Source organism: Pseudomonas sp. V98_8, from assembly GCF_029967975.1.
GTDB classification, from domain to species: Bacteria; Pseudomonadota; Gammaproteobacteria; order Pseudomonadales; family Pseudomonadaceae; genus Aquipseudomonas; species Aquipseudomonas umsongensis.
Window position 1 is genome coordinate 63,244 of the sequence record NZ_JASCAE010000006.1, and the last position, 19,907, is coordinate 83,150.

Consider the following 19,907-nt stretch of genomic DNA (forward strand, 5'->3'; position numbering starts at 1 on the left):
TCAACAAGCGAGGAGGATCGCCATGGGCGTGACCAATCGGTTGGCCTGTTACTCCGACCCCGCCGACCACTATTCCCACCGAGTGCGAATCGTACTGGCAGAGAAAGGTGTCAGCGCCGAGATCATTTATGTGGAGGCTGGTCGCCAGCCGCCTAAACTGATCGAAGTGAACCCTTACGGCAGCTTGCCGACGCTGGTCGATCGTGACCTGGCGCTGTGGGAATCTACGGTGGTGATGGAATATCTGGATGAGCGTTACCCACATCCGCCGCTGTTGCCGGTCTATCCGGTGGCGCGCGCCAACAGTCGTTTGCTGATTCATCGTATTCAGCGTGACTGGTGTGGTCTGGTGGATCTGATCCTGGATTCGCGGACCAAGGAAGCGGCGCGTGCAGTGGCGCGTAAAGAGTTGCGCGAGAGCCTTACAGGCGTTTCGCCGCTGTTTGCCGACAAGCCATTTTTCCTCAGTGAGGAACAAAGCCTGGTGGATTGCTGCCTATTGCCAATACTCTGGCGATTGCCGATTCTGGGTATAGAACTGCCGCGGCCAGCCAAGCCGCTGCTTGATTATATGGAGCGCCAGTTTGCGCGTGAGGCTTTCCAGGCGAGTCTGTCTGGTGTCGAACGCGACATGCGCTAAGGCTTAAGGAGCCGATATGAACTCCAGTCGACCTTATCTGGTCCGCGCGCTCTACGAGTGGATTGTTGATAACGATTGTACCCCGCACATGCTGGTTAATTCCGAGTATCCCTCGGTGCAGGTGCCGCAAGGCTTTGCCAGTGATGGCCAGATCGTCCTGAACGTATCGCCACAGGCCGTGCGTCATTTGCACATGGACAACGAGGCGGTGAGCTTCGAAGGCCGCTTCGGTGGGGTGCCGCATACCCTGTACGTGCCTATCGCATCGATCCTGGGTATCTACGCCCGGGAGAATGGCCAGGGCATGGTGTTCGATCTGGAGTCGCCCATGGAGGACGAGGAAGAGATCGAGCCGGATGATGATATTCCGCCTCCGGACAGCGAGCCACCGCGACCTAGCGGGAGACCCAGCTTGAAGGTGGTGAAGTAATAAAAAAGGCGATCCGAAAGGATCGCCTTTTTTATTACTTCACCACCTTCAAGCGTAGGAGCTGTCGAGTGAAACGAGGCTGCGATCTTTTGATGTTGTCTTTTAAGATCAAAAGATCGCAGCCTGCGGCCGCTCCTACAGGAGCGGGGTCAGTCGATGTACTCAAACAGCTTCACAATCTTCTGCACCCCGGAAACCCCTTGCACCAGGTTCGTCGCCTGGGCGGCTTCCTGCTTGGTCAGCAAGCCCAACAGGTAAACGATGCCGTTCTCGGTGACCACCTTGATGCGCGAGCCGGGGATGTTCGGGTCGGTGAGCATCTGGGTCTTGATCTTGGAGGTCAGCCAGGTGTCGTTCTGGCGGGCAAGGAAGCCGGAGGGTGGCAGGACCTGCAGTTCGTTGTGGACCGTCTTCACCCGCTGAACGGCGGCAGCGGCCTGTTCGGCCTTGGCCTTGAGGTCGGCACGCGGGGTTTGCCCGGCGAGCAGCACGACGCCGTTGAAGCTGGTGACGACAATGTGCGAGTCGTTGTCCAAGGCCGGATCGGCCTTGGCGATGTTGACGCCGACCTTGGTGTCGATCAATGAGTCGTCGATCTTGCTGCCGAAAGTGCGGGTGCCGCGATCATCTTCAATCGGCGCTTCACGGCTGGCATTAACCACCGAAGTGCAGCCGCTGATGCCGAGGCATAGGGTCAGGGCCAGTAGGCCGAGGCGATTAGGGGTCATTCTTCACTCCCGAACAGTTGGCTGTCGATCAAGTCGCAAAGGCAGTGGATCGCCAGCAGGTGGACTTCCTGGATACGTGCGGTGACGTTGGCCGGTACGCGAATCTCGACGTCCTCAGGCAAAAGCAGTGACGCCATGCCGCCGCCATCACGACCGGTCAATGCTACGACAATCATTTCGCGATCATGTGCGGCCTGGATCGCTTGAATTATGTTTGCCGAGTTGCCGCTGGTGGAAATTGCCAGCAGCACATCGCCTGGTTGGCCAAGAGCACGGATCTGTTTGGAGAAAATTTCGTTGTAGCTGTAGTCGTTGGCGATCGAGGTGATCGTCGAGCTGTCCGTCGTCAGCGCAATGGCTGGCAGGCTCGGGCGTTCGCGCTCGAAGCGGTTGAGCAGCTCGGACGAAAAGTGCTGGGCGTCGCCAGCAGAACCGCCATTGCCGCAGGAAAGCATCTTTCCCTCGTTGAGCAAGGCGTTGACCATCACCTGGCTGGCTTGCTCGATGTGCGGTGCAAGTACTTCCATCGCCTGTTGCTTGGTGTCAATACTGGCCTGAAAAAGCTGGCGAATTCGGGATTGCATGTCCATCTGTGTGACCTTAATGAGCGCGGCTGTCCGGCACGTGAATGTGCAGCCCGCAAAACAAAGAGCAAAAGTGTTGAGTGGTTGTGTCCGGTTCGGGGCGTAGGCAATCAGCTGTCGAAGGCATTTTGCAACCAGTTCAACTGATCGAGGTTGCTGTCGATCGCAACCACGTCGAAGCGGCAAGGGGAGTTAGCCCAGCGCGACTCTCGCTGGAGAAAATACTGCGCGGCAAAAATCAGTTTTTGCCGTTTGCGCTCATCGATGCTATCGAGCGCGCCACCCCATTGAGTGTTTTTTCTGTAGCGAACTTCAACGAATACTACTGTATCGCCCTCCAGCATGACCAGATCAAGCTCGCCGCGTTTACACAACCAGTTCTGCGCCAGTAGCTGCAGGCCGTGTTGCTGAAGATGCTCGAGCGCATGGCGCTCGGCATCTTTACCGCATTGCTGGCGAGACCTTTCAGGCATCAGCGCGGGGTGTTCGGCAAGCGCTGAACCTGACCATTGACGAACTCCGCCCATGGCAACTCACGCACCACCCGCTGGTTCTGGGTCATGCTCAGGCTACCCGACTGACCTTCGATGCGGCTGTCAGGCAGGGCCTTGAGCTGGCCCAGGCGTGGCGCCAGGCGATAGGCGTCCACGCCCATGGCGTACAGGCGACCCAGGCTGCCGGCCGCTTGCGGCCATTGCGCGGTGACCTGGCGACGCAGTGGGTCATTGGCGTCCAGCAGCCATGGGGTTTCGCAAAAACGCACGCCATTCATGTCGTTGTACTGGTTGACGTCACCGCTGGCGCTGAAGACGTGGGACGTGGCGTAGACCGGAACGTCACCCGCGTACTGGAAGTTCAAGGTCGGCTTGATCTGCTGCGCCTGTTGTGGCGTTGCGGCGAGGAAAATGAACTCGATATCCTGGCGACGCGACGGCTGGGCGGCTACCTGCGAGCCAACAGTGGATTGCAGGCTCTTGGCGCGACCTTCACTCTGGCGCAGCTGGAACATGTCGGCAATCTGCTGGGCGAGTTGAACCGGCTGGTCGACACGCTCGGTGGCGACGATGCTGCCACCATTGGCTTGCCAGTCCTGGCTGAACGCCTTGAGTACGCGGTCGCCCCATTCGCCCTTGGGGACCATGATGGCGGCGCGATGCAAGCCATCGGCGCGAGCACGGCGCGATACTTCGCGGGCTTCGTCTTCGGCGGCCAGGCCAAACTGGAACAGCTGGGCGGGTCCTTGTGCGCCTTCGCTGTAGTTCAGCGCCAGCGTGGTGATAGGCAGTTGTGGTCGGGCGCTGAGCTGTTTGACCAGGGGTTTTTCCAGCGGGCCGACCACCAGTTGCACGCCATCGGCCTGGGCCTTGCGATAGAACTCGTCGAGCGAGGTCAGGCGCGAGCTGTCATAGAACTCGATGGCTGGCGGTTTCTGCCCGGCTTGTTGCGCCTGGTAATGGGCGGCCATGAAGCCTTCGCGCAATGCTTTGCCAACCGACGCCAGCGGGCCGTCCTGCGGCAGGAGCAGGGCGATCTTGCTCAGGGGCTGGCTGGCCAGGTCCTTGAGGTTGGTCAGCGGCAGTGGGAGCTGTTTGGCGGCCGGGTGTTTCGGATTCTGGGCGCGCCAGTTGTCGATCGCCGCCTGCTGCTGTTCCAGGGTGCCGGCAGATTTCACTGCCAGTGCCAGGGCCATCCAGCCGCCAAGATCGTCGGTGGTGGTTGGCTGCAATTGGTCCGTCGGCAGCGAAGCGATCAAGACCCAGATCGCCTCGTGGTTCTTGCTGGCCGCTTCACCGCTTAGCAGTGGGGCGATGAGGATGCGTTCCCGTGCCGCGGCGAGGGTTTGGCCATCGGCTTCAAGGGCGCGGGCGCGAACGGTGCCGGTGCGCACCTGTTGCTCTTCCGGCATTTCACCGAGGCGCTGCAGGCTTGGATGGCTCAAGGCGGTCAGCGCGGCTTTCGGTTGGTTGCGCGTCATGGCCAGTTCGGCCGCCAGGGTGTTGGCGAAGATCTGCTGGCCCGGCTTGAGTGTTTCCACGGGGACTTGTTGCAGGATCTGCGCGGATTGCCCGGCATTGCCCTGGCGATAGGCCAGGTCGGCTGCGCTCAGGCGCAGCAGCGCCGCGTCTTCCGGCGATTTGCTTTGGGTGGCCTTTTCGAGCAGTTGCTCGATGCTGGCATCCGGGGTCCGTGGAAGTTCGCCAAGGCTGGAGGAGGGCGAGCTGGCGCAAGCCGCCAGCAAGGCAGCGAGGCATAGGGCAGAGAACAGCCGCAGGCAAGCGATCATGTAGTGTTCCTGATACTCGATCAAATTAGCGTGGAATTGTACCCAAGCACTGGCCGGGGCGCGATGTCGGTCGTGCGAATCGACCAATTTAGCGGGTGTAAATGTTGCTGTGCGCCACAAAAGGCCGCAAAAGCGGGTGTTGCTTGCCCGTATCGCGAGCGTCGCTACGCGTTACAATGGCCGTTTTACCGATCATGAGGTGTGCGCTTTGACTGCTCCAGGTGCTTTGAATTCCGCTGCTGGCTCGCTCTATGTGGTGGCGACGCCCATCGGCAACCTGGACGATATCAGTGCCCGGGCGCTGAAGATTCTGCGTGAGGTCGCCTTGATTGCCGCCGAGGACACCCGTCACTCCCAGCGCCTGATGCAGCATTTCGGCATTCCCACGCCCCTGGCTGCCTGTCATGAGCATAACGAGCGTGATGAAGGTAGCCGCTTTATTACCCGCTTGCTCGCGGGTGACGATGTCGCATTAATTTCCGATGCCGGCACGCCGCTGATTTCCGATCCGGGCTATCACCTGGTCCGTCAGGCGCGTGCGGCGGGTATCAACGTGGTGCCGGTGCCGGGGGCTTGTGCGTTGATTGCGGCGCTGTCGGCGGCGGGTTTGCCGTCGGACCGTTTCATCTTCGAAGGCTTTCTGCCGGCCAAGGCGGTGGGACGGCGTGCGCGCCTGGAGCTCATCAAGGAGGAACCGCGCACGCTGATTTTCTATGAGGCGCCGCACCGTATCCTCGAATGCCTGCAGGACATGGAACAGGTGTTCGGTGCCGAACGCCCGGCTTTGCTGGCACGGGAGCTGACCAAGACGTTCGAAACACTCAAGGGCTTGCCGCTCGCCCAATTGCGCGAGTTCGTCGAGTCGGACAGTAACCAGCAACGTGGCGAGTGTGTGGTGCTGGTGGCGGGGTGGACGGCTCCCGAGGAGGAAGGCGCTGTCAGCAGTGAGGCGATGCGGATCCTCGATCTGTTGCTCGAAGAGATGCCGCTCAAGCGTGCCGCGGCGTTGGCCGCGCAAATTACGGGCGAGCGCAAGAATGTTCTCTATCAGGTCGCGCTGGATAAACAGAAAGGCGATTAAAACCGACGCGCTGGCGTGGCTGGAGGCGTTTATCACTTGTTCTTCCGTCGCTCTGCCGTTAACCTTCGCGGCGGAGAGTCGATCGGACAGTCGCTGCCCTCTATGAAAATTAGGGGGGGGAGGAAAGTCCGGGCTCCATAGGGCGAAGTGCCAGGTAATGCCTGGGAGGCGTGAGCCTACGGAAAGTGCCACAGAAAATAACCGCCTAAGCGCTTCGGCGCCGGTAAGGGTGAAAAGGTGCGGTAAGAGCGCACCGCACGTCTGGCAACAGTTCGTGGCTAGGTAAACCCCACTTGGAGCAAGACCAAATAGGGTCCCAAGGCGTGGCCCGCGCTGGGACCGGGTAGGTTGCTAAAGATGTCCAGTGATGGCCATCGTAGACGAATGACTGTTCAAGACAGAACCCGGCTTACAGATCGACTCTCCACCTTTTTTCTCCCCTCTGCTTAAATCATTGAGCAGGGGCCTGATGATGGCAATTTTCCTCCTTTCTCAAACGTCCGCATTATCACTTTCGTAATACCAAAAAAATCTTACTCTTAATAAATCACTTTAACTTCTGAACGCAGCCCCTTGTGCTGATTCAAGTTATTGGGCGTTTTCATTCGCCTGATCCCGGTTGCTCCCCTCTATATGCTCCTAAATCTCAGTTCTGTAAGGGTTTTCCTTTAAAGCGCGCCTTGACGGTGCGGTGGGCGCATTCCTATAGTGTGCGCAAGTGGCGAAAAGTGGCATGAAGTGGGTTTTTTGAGCTAGAAACGCTAGAATTTGGAGAAACGCTGACGTGTTTCGCGGAGCCAACGCTATCAGTCTCGATGCAAAGGGCCGTCTCGCCATGCCGAGCCGGTACCGTGACGAGCTGGTTTCGCGAAGTTCCGGGCAGTTAATTGTCACAATTGATGCCGTTGATCCGTGTTTGTGTGTTTACCCCCTCGATGAGTGGGAAATTATTGAAACCAAACTGCGCGCACTGCCTTCGCTTCACGAAGCGAACCGTCGTCTGCAACGTTTACTGATTGGTAATGCCGTCGACCTCGAGCTCGATGGCAGTGGTCGTTTTCTGGTTCCGCCGCGTCTTCGTGAATATGCCAAGTTGGATAAGCGCGCGATGCTGGTAGGCCAACTGAACAAGTTCCAATTGTGGGACGAGGATGCCTGGGATGCGGTTGCTGCCGCTGACCTGGCTGCTATTCAAGAACCGGGCGCGATGCCTGACGAACTGCGTGAATTGATCCTGTGACTATAGATAGCGGCTTTAACCACATCACCGTACTGCTTGACGAAGCCGTCGAGGCTCTCGCCGTACGTCCTGATGGCTGCTATCTGGACGGCACGTTCGGACGTGGCGGACACAGCCGGTTGATCCTCAGCCGGCTCGGTCCCGATGGTCGGTTGCTAGGGTTCGACAAAGACCCTCAAGCGATTGCCACCGGGCAGACGCTAGCGGCCGAAGACGGCCGCTTTGTCGTTGTGCAGCGCAGCTTTGCCGAGCTGGGTGCGGAAGTCGCCGCGCGCGGTATGAACGGCAAGGTCAGCGGTGTATTGCTCGATCTGGGCGTCTCTTCGCCACAGCTGGATGACCCGGAGCGCGGTTTCAGCTTCCTCAATGATGGTCCGCTGGACATGCGCATGGACCCGTCCCGCGGGATCAGCGCGGCGGAATTCGTCAACACCGCGCCCGTGGAAGAAATCGCCCGGGTGTTCAAGGAATACGGAGAAGAGCGTTTTTCCGGGCGCATGGCCCGTGCCGTCGCCGAACGTCGCGATATCAAGCCGTTCGAGCGCACTGCCGATCTGGCTGAGGTCCTGAAAGTGGCGAATCCTGCCTGGGAAAAGGGCAAGAACCCGGCAACCCGGGCATTCCAGGGCCTGCGCATTCACGTCAACAACGAACTGGGCGATCTGGAAGCCGGCCTCGAAGCGGCGCTGGAGAGCCTGGAAGTGGGCGGTCGTCTGGTGGTCATCAGCTTCCATTCGCTGGAAGATCGCATCGTCAAGCTGTTCATGCGCAAGCTGGTCAAAGGCGAAGCCGACAACCTGCCGCGCAACCTGCCGGTTCGGCACGTCGCCTTCGAACCGAAAATCAAGATCCATGGCAAAGCGCAGACGGCCTCCGACGCCGAGCTCAAGGCCAACCCACGTTCGCGCAGTGCTGTCATGCGTGTGGCGGAGAAGCTGCGGTGAGCAAGCTTTTCGCCAAGCCACTGCCCGGCGGAAGCTTTTTCATGCTGCTGTTGTTCGTTGGCGTGCTCGTGTCGGCCATAGGCGTGTCCTACAGCGCACACTGGAACCGTCAGTTGCTGAACGCGTTGTACAACGAGTTGAGCGTACGCGATAAGGCGCAGGCCGAATGGGGGCGCTTGATTCTCGAACAAAGTACCTGGACCGCCCATAGCCGTATCGAAGTGCTGGCCACCGAACAACTGAAAATGCGCATTCCCGGTGCCGCCGAAGTGCAGATGGTGGCGCCATGATGAAACTCGAAGGTGCTCTTTTTCCATGGCGCTTCCGCCTGGTGCTGGGTCTGCTCGGCGTCATGGTGGCGGCGATCGCCTGGCGCATCATTGACCTGCAAGTGGTCGACCGTGCCTTTCTCAAAGGCCAGGGCGATGCGCGCAGCGTTCGGCATATTCCGATCCCGGCTCACCGTGGCCTGATCACCGACCGAAATGGCGAACCTTTGGCCGTGAGTACGCCGGTCACCACCCTGTGGGCCAATGCCAAGGAAATGCAGCTGGCCAAGGAAAAATGGCCAGCACTGGCTGCCGCGCTGGGGCAAGACCCCAAGGCCCTGGCCGAGCGCCTTGAGGCACAGGCCAACAAGGAGTTCATTTATCTGGTGCGCGGGCTGACGCCTGAGCAAGGCCAGGCCGTACTCGACCTGAAAGTGCCGGGTGTCTACGGGATCGAAGAGTTCCGCCGTTTCTACCCGGCTGGTGAGGTCACGGCCCATATGGTCGGCTTTACCGACATCGATGACCACGGACGCGAAGGTGTCGAGCTGGCCTACGATGAATGGCTGGCCGGGGTCCCCGGCAAACGACAAGTGATCAAGGACCGGCGCGGCCGGTTGATCAAGGATGTCCAGGTCACCAAAAACGCCAAGGCCGGCAAGCCCTTGGCGTTGTCCATTGACCTGCGCCTGCAATACCTGGCCAACCGTGAGTTGCGCAACGCGATCATCGAGAACGGCGCCAAGGCCGGCAGCCTGGTGATCATGGACGTGAAGACCGGCGAAATCCTCGCCATGGTCAACCAGCCGACCTACAACCCGAACAACCGCCGCAACCTGCAACCGGCGATGATGCGTAACCGCGCGATGATCGACGTGTTCGAACCGGGTTCGACCATGAAGGCGATCTCCATGAGCGCCGCGATCGAAACCGGGCGCTGGAAACCGAGCGATACCGTCGAGGTGTATCCGGGTTCCTTGCAGATCGGCAAGTACACCATCAAGGACGTATCCAAGTCCGAAGGGCCGGTGCTCGACCTGGCTGGCATCCTGATCAATTCCAGTAACGTCGGCATGAGCAAGATCGCGTTCGATATCGGTGGCGAGACGATTTTCCGCCTCGCTCAGAAGGTCGGTCTGGGCCAGGATACCGGCCTCGGCTTCCCGGGCGAGCGTGTCGGCAACCTGCCGAACTACCGCGACTGGCGCAAGGCTGAAACCGCCACGCTGTCCTACGGCTACGGTGTTTCCGTGACGGCGATCCAGCTGGTCCACGCGTTCTCGGCGCTGGCCAACAACGGTCGCCTCGCGCCACTGACATTGATCAAGACCGACAAGGCGCCGCAGACCACCCAGGTGCTCCCGGAAGCCGTCGCGAAGACCATGCAAGGCATGCTGCAGCAAGTGATCGAAGCGCCGCGCGGTGTATTCCGTGCACAGGTGCCGGCCTATCACGTGGGCGGCAAGTCGGGTACCGCGCGTAAAACGTCGGTCGGTACCAAAGGCTACGCCGAGAACTCCTACCGCTCGCTGTTCGCCGGTTTCGGCCCGATGAGCGATCCACGCTACGCCATCGTGGTGGTGATCGACGAGCCGACCAAGGCTGGTTACTTCGGTGGCCTGGTCTCTGCGCCAGTGTTCAGCCGCGTGATGTCCGGCACCCTGCGTCTGATGAACATCACCCCGGACAACCTGCCACCTACCCAACAAGCGAACGCAGCACCGGTCGTTCCACTGAAAGCCAATGGAGGGCGCGGCTGATGTCTCTGAGCCTGAACAAGATATTCCCCCACGCCGGCCACGATCTGTTGATCCGTGAGTTGGCGCTCGACAGCCGCAACGTACGCGCCGGTGACTTGTTCCTCGCGGTGCCAGGCGGCAAGTTCGATGGCCGTGCGCACATTGCCGATGCGCTTGCGCGCGGCGCGTCGGCCGTAGCTTATGAAGTGGAAGGCGCCACGGTGCTGCCAATCACTGACGTGCCGCTGATTCCGGTCAAGGGGCTGGCGACGCAGTTGTCGGACATCGCCGGGCGCTTTTACGGCGAGCCGAGCCATCACCTGAAACTGGTGGGCGTGACCGGCACCAACGGCAAGACCAGCGTGACCCAACTGGTGGCCCAGGCGCTGGACCTGCTGGGCCAGCACTGCGGCATTGTCGGCACCCTTGGCTGTGGTTTTCATGGCGCGTTGGAAAGCGGCCTGCACACCACGCCCAACCCGATTGCAGTGCAAGCGACCCTGGGCGACCTGAAAAAAGCCGGGGCCAAGGCGGTTGCCATGGAGGTCTCGTCCCACGGTCTGGACCAGGGCCGTGTCACCGCACTGGCATTCGATGTGGCCGTGATGACCAACCTGTCCCGCGACCACCTGGATTACCACGGCACCATGCAGGCCTATGGCGAAGCCAAGGCCAAGCTGTTTGCCTGGAACGATCTTAAATGCCGGGTAATCAACCTCGACGATGACTTCGGCCGGCAACTGGCCGCCGACAAACGCGAATCGCGGCTGATCACCTACAGTCTGCTCGACAGCAGCGCTTATCTCTATTGCCGTCAGGCGCAGTTTGACGACGAAGGCGTGCGTGCCACGCTGGTCACGCCCCAGGGCGAACACCTCCTGCGCAGTACATTGCTGGGTCGTTTCAACTTGAGCAACGTGTTGGCCGCGATTGGCGCCTTGCTCGGTCTGGATTACGCCCTGGACGAAATCCTCAAGGTGCTGCCGCAACTTGAAGGCCCGGCCGGACGCATGCAACGCCTGGGCGGTGGTACCCAGCCGTTGGTGGTGGTCGATTACGCCCACACCCCGGACGCACTGGAAAAAGTCCTGACGGCCCTGCGTCCTCACGTCAAAGGTCGGCTGCTGTGCCTGTTCGGCTGTGGCGGCGATCGCGATCGTGGCAAGCGTCCATTGATGGCTGAAGTGGTCGAGCGTCTGGCCGATGGTGTGTTGGTCACCGACGACAACCCGCGTACTGAAGATCCATCGGTGATTTTCGACGACATCCGTGCAGGCTTCACCGCTGTGGATAAAGTGACCTTCGTTGCCGGCCGTGGCCAGGCGATTGCGCAGTTGATCGCGGGTGCATCGGCCGATGACGTGATTGTCCTGGCCGGTAAAGGTCATGAGGACTATCAGGAAATCAATGGCGAACGCCATGCCTTTTCCGATCTGGTCGAGGCCGATCACGCCTTGACCGCGTGGGAGGTGGCCCATGCTTAAAGCCTTGAAACTGAGCGAACTGACCGGCGCGCTGAATGGGCGGTTGATCGCCGCTGATGCGAGCTTCGACGGGGTCAGCATTGACAGTCGTGCAATCAAACCGGGCCAGCTGTTCATCGCCTTGGCCGGTCCGCGCTTCGATGGCCATGACTATCTCAATGAAGTCGCCGCCAAAGGTGCCGTGGCAGCCCTGGTCGAGCGTGAAGTCGCCGACAGCACGCTGCCGCAATTGCTGGTGAGCGATACCCGCCAGGCATTGGGGCAACTGGGCGCGCTCAATCGCGCGGCATTCACCCAGCCAGTCGCCGCCATCACCGGTTCCAGTGGCAAGACCACGGTCAAGGAAATGCTCGCGAGCATCCTGCGCACCCGCGGTCCCGTGTTGGCAACCCGCGGCAACCTGAACAACGACCTCGGCGCTCCGTTGACCCTGCTCGAACTGGCACCGGAGCACAGCGCCGCCGTGATCGAGCTCGGTGCTTCGCGCCTGGGTGAAATTGCTTATACCGTGGGCCTGACCAAGCCCCATGTGGCCATCCTCAACAATGCCGGAACCGCCCATGTCGGCGAGTTCGGCGGGCCGGAAAAAATCGTCGAAGCCAAGGGCGAGATCATTGATGGGCTCGATGCCAATGGCGTCGCCGTACTCAATCTCGACGACAAGGCGTTCGACATCTGGAAGGCCCGCGCTGGCGAGCGCAAGGTACTGACCTTCGCCCTGAGCAATGTCAGTGCCGATTTCTACGCCAGTGACCTGGCGACCGATGCGCGTGGTTGCCCGGCGTTCAACCTGCACAGTCCTGAAGGTGAGGAGCGCGTTCAACTGAACCTGCTCGGCACCCATAACGTTGCCAATGCCATGGCTGCTGCGGCTGCCGCCCATGCCCTGGGCGTGTCGCTGTTCGGCATCGCCACCGGCCTCGGAGCGGTGCAACCGGTCAAGGGTCGTACCGTCGCGCAACTGGCCAGCAATGGCATGCGCGTGATCGATGACACTTATAACGCGAACCCCACCTCCATGTGCGCTGCCGTTGATATACTGGCCGGCTTTTCCGGTCGCACCGTCCTGGTGCTCGGGGATATCGGCGAGTTGGGCGATTGGGCAGAGCAGGGGCACCGCGATGTGGGCGAGTACGCCCGTGGCAAGGTTTCTGCGCTGTACGCCGTCGGACCGATGATGGTTCACGCCGTCAACGCCTTCGGCCCCCAAGCCTTTCACTTCAGCACACAGGCTGAACTGATCAAGGCGCTGGGCGCCGAGCAAGACACAAACACCACTATTTTGATCAAGGGCTCGCGCAGCGCTGCGATGGAAAACATCGTTGCCGCTTTGTGCGGGTCCAGTCCGGAGAAACATTAATGCTGCTGCTGCTAGCGGAGTATCTGCAACAGTTCTACAAAGGCTTCGCGGTCTTCCAGTACCTGACCCTGCGCGGGATTCTCGGTGTGCTGACCGCGCTGGTCTTGTCGCTGTGCTATGGCCCGTGGATGATCCGCACCCTGCAGAACCGTCAGATCGGCCAGTCCGTTCGCAACGACGGCCCGCAATCGCACTTGTCCAAGTCCGGCACCCCAACCATGGGTGGCGCGCTGATCCTGTCGTCGATTGGTGTCAGCACCCTGTTGTGGGCCGACCTGACCAACCGTTATGTCTGGGTTGTGCTGTTGGTGACCCTGCTGTTTGGTGCCATCGGTTGGGTCGACGACTACCGCAAAGTAATCGAAAAGAATTCCCGTGGCTTGCCGAGCCGCTGGAAGTATTTCTGGCAATCGGTGTTCGGCCTGGGCGCGGCGATCTTCCTTTATATGACTGCCGCCACCCCGGTGGAAACTACACTGATCCTGCCGATGCTCAAGGACTACAGCATCCCGCTGGGCGCAGGCTTCATCGTGCTGACCTATTTCGTGATCGTGGGTTCGAGCAACGCGGTCAACCTGACCGACGGCCTCGACGGCCTGGCGATCATGCCGACCGTGATGGTCGGTGGTGGCCTGGGGATCTTCTGCTACCTGTCGGGTAACGTGAAATTCGCTGAATACCTGCTGATCCCTTATGTACCGGGCGCGGGTGAGTTGATCGTGTTCTGCGGCGCGCTGATCGGCGCTGGCCTGGGCTTCCTGTGGTTCAACACCTACCCGGCACAAGTCTTCATGGGTGATGTCGGCGCATTGGCGTTGGGCGCGGCGCTGGGCACCATCGCGGTGATCGTTCGCCAGGAAATCGTCTTGTTCATCATGGGCGGCGTGTTCGTGATGGAAACCCTGTCAGTCGTCATTCAGGTTGCTTCCTTTAAGCTGACCGGTCGCCGTGTGTTCCGCATGGCACCGATTCACCACCACTTTGAACTCAAGGGCTGGCCCGAGCCACGCGTGATTGTCCGTTTCTGGATCATCACCGTGATTCTCGTGCTGATTGGCCTTGCCACCCTGAAACTGAGGTAGAAACTCGTGTCCCTGATCGCGTCTGACCACTTCCGCATCGTTGTCGGCCTCGGCAAGAGCGGCATGTCCCTGGTTCGCTTCCTGGCGAACCGGGGCGTGGCGTTTGCAGTGGCCGATACGCGGGAGAATCCACCGGAACTGGCCACGCTCAAGCGTGACTACCCGCAGGTGGAAGTGCGTTGTGGCGAGTTGGACGTCGAGTTCCTGTGCCGTGCCGACGAGCTCTACGTGAGCCCCGGCCTGGCACTGGCGACCCCGGCGCTGCAGGCCGCCGCTGCCCGTGGCGTGAAATTGTCCGGCGACATCGAACTGTTCGCGCGTAACGCGAAGGCGCCGATCGTGGCCATCACCGGTTCCAACGCGAAGAGCACCGTGACCACCCTGGTCGGCGAGATGGCCGCTGCGGCGGGCAAGCGTGTGGCCGTCGGTGGCAACCTGGGTACGCCAGCGCTGGATCTGCTCAACGACGACATCGAGTTGTACGTGATGGAGCTGTCGAGTTTCCAACTGGAAACCACCGATCAACTCAACGCCGAAGTGGCGACCGTGCTCAACATCAGCGAAGACCACATGGACCGCTACAGCGGCCTGCCGGCCTATCACCTGGCCAAGCACCGGATCTTCCGCGGTGCCAGGCAGTTCGTGGTCAACCGCCAGGACGCCTTGAGCCGGCCACTGATCGGCGAGGGTCAACCATGCTGGACTTTCGGCCTGAACAAGCCTGACTTCAAGGCTTTCGGGATCCGCGAAGAAGGTGGCGAGAAATACCTGGCCTTTGAATTCCAGAACCTGATGCCAGTGCGCGAATTGAAAGTTCGCGGTGCCCATAACCAGTCCAACGCCCTGGCGGCCTTGGCACTCGGTCACGCCGTCGGCTTGCCGTTTGACGCCATGCTGTCGGCCCTGCGCAATTTCGCCGGGCTCGAGCATCGTTGCCAATGGGTCCGTGACCTGGATGGCGTGGGCTATTACAACGATTCCAAAGCCACCAATGTCGGTGCCGCGCTGGCGGCCATCGAAGGCTTGGGCGCGGACATCGACGGCAAAGTCGTGCTGATCGCCGGTGGCGACGGCAAGGGTGCCGAATTCAAGGACCTGCGTGATCCCGTGGCGGCCAACTGCCGCGCCGTGATCCTCATGGGCCGCGACAGCGACAAGATCGGCCAGGCCCTCGGCGATGCCGTACCGCTGATTCGTGCGGGCTCCCTGGTCGAAGCCGTCGAGCAATGCCGCGCCACTGCGCAACCGGGCGACGTGGTGCTGCTGTCGCCGGCGTGCGCCAGTTTCGACATGTTCAAGAACTACGAAGATCGTGGTCACCAATTCGTCCAAGCCGTGGAGGAACTGGCATGAGTCTTCGAGGCATCATCAAGCCGTACCCATCGCCACTGATCACCGGGCGCGGTATCGACCTCGACTTCCCGATGCTTGCCGGTTGCCTGACGCTGCTCGGCCTGGGGCTGGTCATGATTGCATCGGCCTCCACCGAAGTGGCGGCCGTCCAGTCGGGCAGTGCCCTGTATTACATGATTCGCCACCTCATCTACGTGGTGCTGGGCCTGGGTGCCTGCATCGTCACCATGATGATCCCGATCGCCACCTGGCAACGCCTGGGTTGGTTGATGCTGCTGGGTGCCTTCGGTTTGCTGGTGATGGTGATCATCCCGGGGATCGGCCGTGAGGTGAACGGTTCGATGCGCTGGATCGGCTTCAGCTTCTTCAACGTTCAGCCTTCCGAGATCGCCAAGGTGTTCGTGGTGATCTACCTCGCCGGTTATCTGGTGCGTCGCCAGAAAGAAGTGCGTGAAAGCTGGATGGGTTTCTTCAAGCCATTCATCGTGCTGCTGCCGATGGCGGGCCTTTTGCTGATGGAGCCGGACTTCGGCGCCACGGTCGTGATGATGGGCGCTGCTGCGGCGATGCTGTTCCTCGGCGGGGTCGGGCTGTTCCGGTTTTCCCTGATGGTGGTCCTAGCGGTCGGGGCGGTGGTGTTGCTGATCCAGATGCAGCCGTATCGAATGGCGCGCCTGACCAACTTTGCCGACCCATGGGCCGATCAGTTCGGTGCCGGCTATCAGCTGTCCCAGGCGTTGATCGCTTTCGGTCGCGGCGAGTGGCTGGGTGTCGGCCTGGGCAACAGCGTGCAGAAACAGTTCTACCTGCCGGAAGCCCACACCGACTTCGTATTCTCGGTCCTGGCCGAAGAGCTGGGTGCCGTGGGTTCCCTGTGCACCGTGGCGCTGTTCGTCTTCGTTTGTATTCGCGGCATGTACATCGGCTTGTGGGCCGAAAAGGCCAAGCAGTTCTTCGCCGCCTACGTCGCCTACGGTTTGTCGTTCCTGTGGATCGGGCAGTTCCTGATCAACATCGGCGTGAACGTCGGCCTTCTGCCGACCAAGGGGCTGACGCTGCCGTTCCTCAGCTATGGCGGCAGTTCGCTGGTGATCTGCTGTGCCTGCCTGGGTTTGTTGCTGCGCATCGAGTGGGAGAGTCGAACCCACCTGGGCAGCGAAGAGATGGAGTTCCATGAGAGCGACTTCGCCGAGGAGCCGAACCATGGGCGCTAACGTACTGATCATGGCCGGCGGCACCGGGGGGCACGTGTTCCCGGCCTTGGCCTGTGCCCGCGAATTCCAGTCCCGCGGCTACACCGTGCACTGGCTGGGCACGCCGCGCGGCATCGAGAACGAACTGGTTCCGGCGGCCGGCATCGAACTGCATCGGATCAACGCCAGCGGTTTGCGCGGCAAGGGCAAGTTGTCCCTGCTCAAGGCGCCGTTCATGTTGCTCAAGTCGGTCTGGCAGGCGCGGGCGATCATTCGTCGTTTGCAGCCGGCTTGCGTGGTGGGCTTTGGTGGTTATGTGACCGGTCCTGGCGGTGTCGCAGCCAAACTGGCCGGTGTGCCGGTGATCGTTCACGAACAGAACGCCGTGGCCGGTACCGCCAATCGGTTGCTCGTGCCGTTGGCCGCCCGGGTCTGTGAAGCGTTCCCCGACACCTTTACCCTGTCGAGCAGCCGACGGACCACCGGTAACCCGGTGCGCACCGAGCTGTTCCTCGAAACACCGCGACCAGCCCTGGCCGGTCGCAAGGCGCGTTTGCTGATCCTGGGCGGAAGCCTGGGCGCAGAACCGTTGAACAAGCTGCTGCCTGAAGCCCTGTCGCAAGTCCCCGTCGACCTGCGCCCGGACGTATTCCATCAGGCCGGCAAAAACCACGATGAAGTGACTGCGCAGCGCTACCTCGCGGCTGGCGTCGAGGCGCAAGTGCAGCCGTTCATCAAAGACATGGCCCAAGCCTATGGCTGGGCCGACCTGGTGGTATGTCGCGCAGGTGCGCTGACCATCAGTGAACTGGCCGCCGCCGGTCTGCCCTCGATGCTGGTGCCTTTGCCCCATGCGATCGACGATCACCAGACCCGCAACGCCGATTATTTGGCCCGTGAAGGCGCTGCCTTCCTGATGCCGCAAAGAACGACCGGTGCAGCGGATCTTGCCGCGCGCCTGACAGAGGTCCTGATGCAACCACAACGACTCAACGATATGGCCACTGCGGCCCGCCGCCTGGCCAAACCCGATGCCACCCGTAACGTGGTCGATACCTGCCTGGAGGTGGCCCATGGTTGAGAATCAGAAAGCCATGCCGCAACCGGAAATGCGCCGCATCCGTCGCATCCACTTCGTCGGGATCGGCGGCGTGGGCATGTGCGGTATTGCCGAGGTGTTGCTGAACCTGGGCTACGAAGTGTCCGGTTCCGACCTCAAGGCTTCGCCCGTCACCGAGCGCCTGGAATCTTTCGGCGCGCAGATTTTCATCGGTCACCGCGCCGAGAACGCTGCCGCTGCCGATGTGCTGGTGGTGTCCAGCGCCGTGAACACCTCCAACCCGGAAGTCGCCACCGCGCTGGAACGTCGTATCCCGGTCGTGCCTCGGGCGGAAATGCTCGCCGAGCTGATGCGTTATCGCCACGGCATCGCCGTTGCCGGTACCCACGGCAAGACCACCACCACCAGCCTGATCGCCTCCGTCTTCGCCGCCGGCGGCCTGGACCCGACGTTCGTCATCGGTGGCCGCCTGAATGCAGCTGGCACCAATGCCCAGCTCGGTACCAGCCGCTACCTGATCGCCGAAGCCGACGAAAGCGACGCCAGCTTCCTGCACTTGCAGCCGCTGGTGGCCGTGGTCACCAACATCGACGCCGATCACATGGCGACCTACGACGGTGACTTCAACAAATTGAAGAAAACCTTCGTCGAGTTCCTGCATAACCTGCCTTTCTACGGCCTGGCGGTGGTGTGCCTGGACGATCCGGTGGTGCGTGAAATCCTCCCGCAGGTCAAGCGTCCGACCGTCACCTACGGCTTCGGCGAAGACTGCGACGTGCGCGCCATCAATGTGCGCCAGCAAGGCATGCAGACGTTCTTCACCGTGCTGCGCCCTGACCGCGAGCCACTGGATGTCTCGGTGAACATGCCGGGCAACCACAACGTATTGAACGCCCTGGCAACCATCTGCATCGCCACCGACGAAGGCGTCAGCGATGAAGCCATCGTCCAGGGCCTGTCCGGGTTCCAGGGTGTTGGCCGACGCTTCCAGGTCTACGGCGAACTGCCGGTGGACGGTGGCCAGGTGATGCTGGTGGACGATTACGGTCACCACCCGACCGAAGTCGCCGCGGTGATCAAGGCCGTGCGCGGCGGCTGGCCGGAGCGTCGCCTGGTGATGGTCTACCAGCCGCACCGTTACAGCCGTACGCGCGACCTGTACGACGACTTCGTCAATGTACTGGCCGACGCCAACGTCCTGCTGCTGATGGAAGTCTATCCGGCCGGTGAAGAACCGATACCTGGTGCCGACAGCCGCAAGCTGTGCAACAGCATCCGCCAGCGTGGCCAGCTCGACCCGATCTACATCGAGCGCGGTGTCGACCTCGCGCCGCTGGTCAAGCCGCTGTTGCGTGCCGGTGACATCCTGCTGTGCCAGGGCGCCGGTGATATCGGCGGTCTCGCACCGAAACTGTTGAAAAGTGAGTTGTTCGCCGGTGCCGTCGTTGCATCGGTGGAGGGGAAGTTGAAATGACTGCTGCCTACGCCAACCTCGCCAGCACCGTCGCGCCGAAAGACTTTGGTCGCGTCGCCGTGCTGTTCGGCGGCAAGAGTGCCGAACGCGAAGTGTCACTGAAGTCGGGTAACGCCGTTCTCGATGCGCTGCTCAGTGCAGGCGTGGATGCGTTCGGCCTCGACGTCGGCGATGACCTGTTGCAGCGTCTGCTGAACGAAAAGATCGATCGCGCCTTCATCATCCTCCACGGCCGTGGCGGTGAAGACGGCAGCATGCAGGGCCTGCTCGAGTGCCTGGGGATTCCCTACACCGGCAGCGGCATCCTCGCCTCGGCGCTGGCCATGGACAAGCTGCGCACCAAGCAGGTCTGGCACAGCCTGGGCATTCCGACGCCACGTCACGCGGTACTGAGTAGCGAAGCCGATTGTATTTCGGCGGCGACGGAACTGGGCTTCCCTTTGATCGTCAAACCGGCCCATGAAGGTTCAAGTATCGGGATGGCCAAAGTGAGTTCCGCGTCTGAATTGATCGACGCCTGGAAAGCGGCCAGTACCTACGATTCGCAAGTGTTGGTCGAGCAATGGATTCACGGTCCGGAGTTCACCATCGCCACCCTGCGTGACCAGGTGTTGCCTCCAATTGCCCTGGGCACGACGCACAGTTTCTACGACTACGACGCCAAGTACATCGCCAACGATACCCAGTACCGCATTCCGTGCGGCCTGGACAGCGCCAAGGAAAAGGAACTCATGGACCTCACGGCGAAAGCCTGTGAAGCCTTGGGTATCGCCGGTTGGGGCAGGGCGGACGTAATGCAGGACGCCGAGGGGCAATTCTGGTTCCTGGAAGTCAACACTGCACCGGGCATGACCGATCACAGCCTGGTGCCGATGGCGGCCCGTGCTGCCGGCCTGGATTTCCAGCAATTGGTTTTGGCCATTCTGGCCGAGAGCTTCGGCAAGCAAGAGCCGCGAGGTTAA

19 protein-coding genes and 1 other RNA gene are annotated in these 19,907 nt (G+C 61.1%); 16 read left to right on the forward strand and 4 right to left on the reverse strand.

Annotation, left to right across the window (positions count from 1 at the left end):
- Window positions 1-22: 22 nt before the first annotated feature.
- Window positions 23-640 (forward strand): glutathione S-transferase N-terminal domain-containing protein, encoded by a 618-nt coding sequence (locus QLG10_RS05935; RefSeq protein ID WP_007972581.1) that lies wholly within the window; start codon window positions 23-25, stop codon window positions 638-640.
- A gap of 16 nt (window positions 641-656) precedes the next feature.
- Window positions 657-1,070, forward strand: coding sequence for a ClpXP protease specificity-enhancing factor (locus QLG10_RS05940; protein ID WP_007943725.1), 414 nt, complete (start codon window positions 657-659; stop codon window positions 1,068-1,070).
- Between the two features lie 149 nt (window positions 1,071-1,219).
- Here QLG10_RS05940 and QLG10_RS05945 read toward each other — a convergent pair whose 3' ends face one another.
- From QLG10_RS05945 to QLG10_RS05960, 4 genes are all read right to left on the reverse strand, one after another.
- Window positions 1,220-1,798: a BON domain-containing protein gene (locus QLG10_RS05945; RefSeq protein ID WP_008147477.1), complete on the reverse strand. Its 579-nt coding sequence runs from the start codon at window positions 1,796-1,798 to the stop codon at window positions 1,220-1,222.
- Window positions 1,795-2,388: a phosphoheptose isomerase gene (locus tag QLG10_RS05950; protein WP_007972584.1), complete on the reverse strand. Its 594-nt coding sequence runs from the start codon at window positions 2,386-2,388 to the stop codon at window positions 1,795-1,797. Before QLG10_RS05950 ends, QLG10_RS05945 begins: the two co-directional genes overlap by 4 nt.
- A 104-nt stretch (window positions 2,389-2,492) precedes the next feature.
- Window positions 2,493-2,855, reverse strand: a complete 363-nt coding sequence (locus QLG10_RS05955) for a YraN family protein (protein ID WP_020800838.1) — start codon at window positions 2,853-2,855, stop codon at window positions 2,493-2,495.
- Window positions 2,855-4,666 carry a penicillin-binding protein activator gene (locus QLG10_RS05960; protein ID WP_282486110.1) on the reverse strand — a complete coding sequence of 604 codons (1,812 nt, stop codon included), beginning with the start codon at window positions 4,664-4,666 and terminating at the stop codon, window positions 2,855-2,857. The genes QLG10_RS05955 and QLG10_RS05960 overlap by 1 nt, the downstream gene beginning before the upstream one ends.
- 208 nt (window positions 4,667-4,874) lie before the next feature.
- On the opposite strand from QLG10_RS05960, the gene rsmI reads away from it, so the two are divergent.
- The 14 genes from rsmI to QLG10_RS06030 all read left to right on the forward strand — a co-directional run bounded on the left by rsmI (window position 4,875) and on the right by QLG10_RS06030 (window position 19,907).
- A complete protein-coding gene (gene rsmI, locus QLG10_RS05965; protein WP_110751598.1) occupies window positions 4,875-5,747 on the forward strand; it encodes a 16S rRNA (cytidine(1402)-2'-O)-methyltransferase in 873 nt (290 codons plus the stop codon).
- Between the two features lie 74 nt (window positions 5,748-5,821).
- An RNA gene (rnpB, locus tag QLG10_RS05970) (RNase P RNA component class A) lies at window positions 5,822-6,175 on the forward strand.
- 356 nt (window positions 6,176-6,531) lie between these two features.
- Window positions 6,532-6,987 (forward strand): division/cell wall cluster transcriptional repressor MraZ, encoded by a 456-nt coding sequence (gene mraZ, locus QLG10_RS05975; protein WP_033040298.1) that lies wholly within the window; start codon window positions 6,532-6,534, stop codon window positions 6,985-6,987.
- Between the two features lie 2 nt (window positions 6,988-6,989).
- Complete coding sequence (gene rsmH, locus QLG10_RS05980) at window positions 6,990-7,931, forward strand: 16S rRNA (cytosine(1402)-N(4))-methyltransferase RsmH (RefSeq protein WP_086936009.1); 942 nt, start codon at window positions 6,990-6,992, stop codon at window positions 7,929-7,931.
- Window positions 7,928-8,221, forward strand: a complete 294-nt coding sequence (ftsL, locus tag QLG10_RS05985) for a cell division protein FtsL (protein ID WP_008060267.1) — start codon at window positions 7,928-7,930, stop codon at window positions 8,219-8,221. The genes rsmH and ftsL overlap by 4 nt, the downstream gene beginning before the upstream one ends.
- Window positions 8,221-9,960, forward strand: a complete 1,740-nt coding sequence (locus tag QLG10_RS05990; RefSeq protein ID WP_177411645.1) for a penicillin-binding protein 2 — start codon at window positions 8,221-8,223, stop codon at window positions 9,958-9,960. Before ftsL ends, QLG10_RS05990 begins: the two co-directional genes overlap by 1 nt.
- Complete coding sequence (locus QLG10_RS05995) at window positions 9,960-11,423, forward strand: UDP-N-acetylmuramoyl-L-alanyl-D-glutamate--2,6-diaminopimelate ligase (protein ID WP_282486116.1); 1,464 nt, start codon at window positions 9,960-9,962, stop codon at window positions 11,421-11,423. Before QLG10_RS05990 ends, QLG10_RS05995 begins: the two co-directional genes overlap by 1 nt.
- On the forward strand, window positions 11,416-12,783 hold the full coding sequence (murF, locus tag QLG10_RS06000) for a UDP-N-acetylmuramoyl-tripeptide--D-alanyl-D-alanine ligase (RefSeq protein ID WP_110751604.1): 1,368 nt from the start codon (window positions 11,416-11,418) through the stop codon (window positions 12,781-12,783). Before QLG10_RS05995 ends, murF begins: the two co-directional genes overlap by 8 nt.
- Window positions 12,783-13,865, forward strand: coding sequence for a phospho-N-acetylmuramoyl-pentapeptide-transferase (mraY, locus tag QLG10_RS06005; protein WP_008016698.1), 1,083 nt, complete (start codon window positions 12,783-12,785; stop codon window positions 13,863-13,865). Before murF ends, mraY begins: the two co-directional genes overlap by 1 nt.
- 6 nt (window positions 13,866-13,871) lie before the next feature.
- Complete coding sequence (gene murD / locus QLG10_RS06010; RefSeq protein ID WP_282486126.1) at window positions 13,872-15,218, forward strand: UDP-N-acetylmuramoyl-L-alanine--D-glutamate ligase; 1,347 nt, start codon at window positions 13,872-13,874, stop codon at window positions 15,216-15,218.
- Entirely contained in the window at window positions 15,215-16,432 is a 1,218-nt protein-coding gene (gene ftsW / locus QLG10_RS06015) for a putative lipid II flippase FtsW (protein WP_008060279.1), read from the forward strand. The genes murD and ftsW overlap by 4 nt, the downstream gene beginning before the upstream one ends.
- Window positions 16,422-17,492: an undecaprenyldiphospho-muramoylpentapeptide beta-N-acetylglucosaminyltransferase gene (murG, locus tag QLG10_RS06020; protein WP_020800849.1), complete on the forward strand. Its 1,071-nt coding sequence runs from the start codon at window positions 16,422-16,424 to the stop codon at window positions 17,490-17,492. The genes ftsW and murG overlap by 11 nt, the downstream gene beginning before the upstream one ends.
- Window positions 17,485-18,945 (forward strand): UDP-N-acetylmuramate--L-alanine ligase, encoded by a 1,461-nt coding sequence (murC, locus tag QLG10_RS06025; RefSeq protein ID WP_020800850.1) that lies wholly within the window; start codon window positions 17,485-17,487, stop codon window positions 18,943-18,945. The genes murG and murC overlap by 8 nt, the downstream gene beginning before the upstream one ends.
- A complete protein-coding gene (locus QLG10_RS06030; protein ID WP_020800851.1) occupies window positions 18,942-19,907 on the forward strand; it encodes a D-alanine--D-alanine ligase in 966 nt (321 codons plus the stop codon). The genes murC and QLG10_RS06030 overlap by 4 nt, the downstream gene beginning before the upstream one ends.

What these genes read in the sequence shown, in the direction of transcription:
- QLG10_RS05940 (WP_007943725.1), top strand. Translation starts at nt 657, where the DNA reads ATGAACTCCAGTCGACCTTATCTGGTCCGCGCGCTCTACGAGTGGATT.
- murC (WP_020800850.1), top strand. Translation starts at nt 17,485, where the DNA reads ATGGTTGAGAATCAGAAAGCCATGCCGCAACCGGAAATGCGCCGCATC.
- QLG10_RS05995 (WP_282486116.1), top strand. Translation starts at nt 9,960, where the DNA reads ATGTCTCTGAGCCTGAACAAGATATTCCCCCACGCCGGCCACGATCTG.
- QLG10_RS05950 (WP_007972584.1), bottom strand. Translation starts at nt 2,388, where the DNA reads ATGGACATGCAATCCCGAATTCGCCAGCTTTTTCAGGCCAGTATTGAC.
- QLG10_RS05990 (WP_177411645.1), top strand. Translation starts at nt 8,221, where the DNA reads ATGAAACTCGAAGGTGCTCTTTTTCCATGGCGCTTCCGCCTGGTGCTG.
- ftsW (WP_008060279.1), top strand. Translation starts at nt 15,215, where the DNA reads ATGAGTCTTCGAGGCATCATCAAGCCGTACCCATCGCCACTGATCACC.
- QLG10_RS05960 (WP_282486110.1), bottom strand. Translation starts at nt 4,666, where the DNA reads ATGATCGCTTGCCTGCGGCTGTTCTCTGCCCTATGCCTCGCTGCCTTG.
- QLG10_RS05955 (WP_020800838.1), bottom strand. Translation starts at nt 2,855, where the DNA reads ATGCCTGAAAGGTCTCGCCAGCAATGCGGTAAAGATGCCGAGCGCCAT.
- QLG10_RS05945 (WP_008147477.1), bottom strand. Translation starts at nt 1,798, where the DNA reads ATGACCCCTAATCGCCTCGGCCTACTGGCCCTGACCCTATGCCTCGGC.
- QLG10_RS06030 (WP_020800851.1), top strand. Translation starts at nt 18,942, where the DNA reads ATGACTGCTGCCTACGCCAACCTCGCCAGCACCGTCGCGCCGAAAGAC.
- murG (WP_020800849.1), top strand. Translation starts at nt 16,422, where the DNA reads ATGGGCGCTAACGTACTGATCATGGCCGGCGGCACCGGGGGGCACGTG.
- murF (WP_110751604.1), top strand. Translation starts at nt 11,416, where the DNA reads ATGCTTAAAGCCTTGAAACTGAGCGAACTGACCGGCGCGCTGAATGGG.
- QLG10_RS05935 (WP_007972581.1), top strand. Translation starts at nt 23, where the DNA reads ATGGGCGTGACCAATCGGTTGGCCTGTTACTCCGACCCCGCCGACCAC.
- mraY (WP_008016698.1), top strand. Translation starts at nt 12,783, where the DNA reads ATGCTGCTGCTGCTAGCGGAGTATCTGCAACAGTTCTACAAAGGCTTC.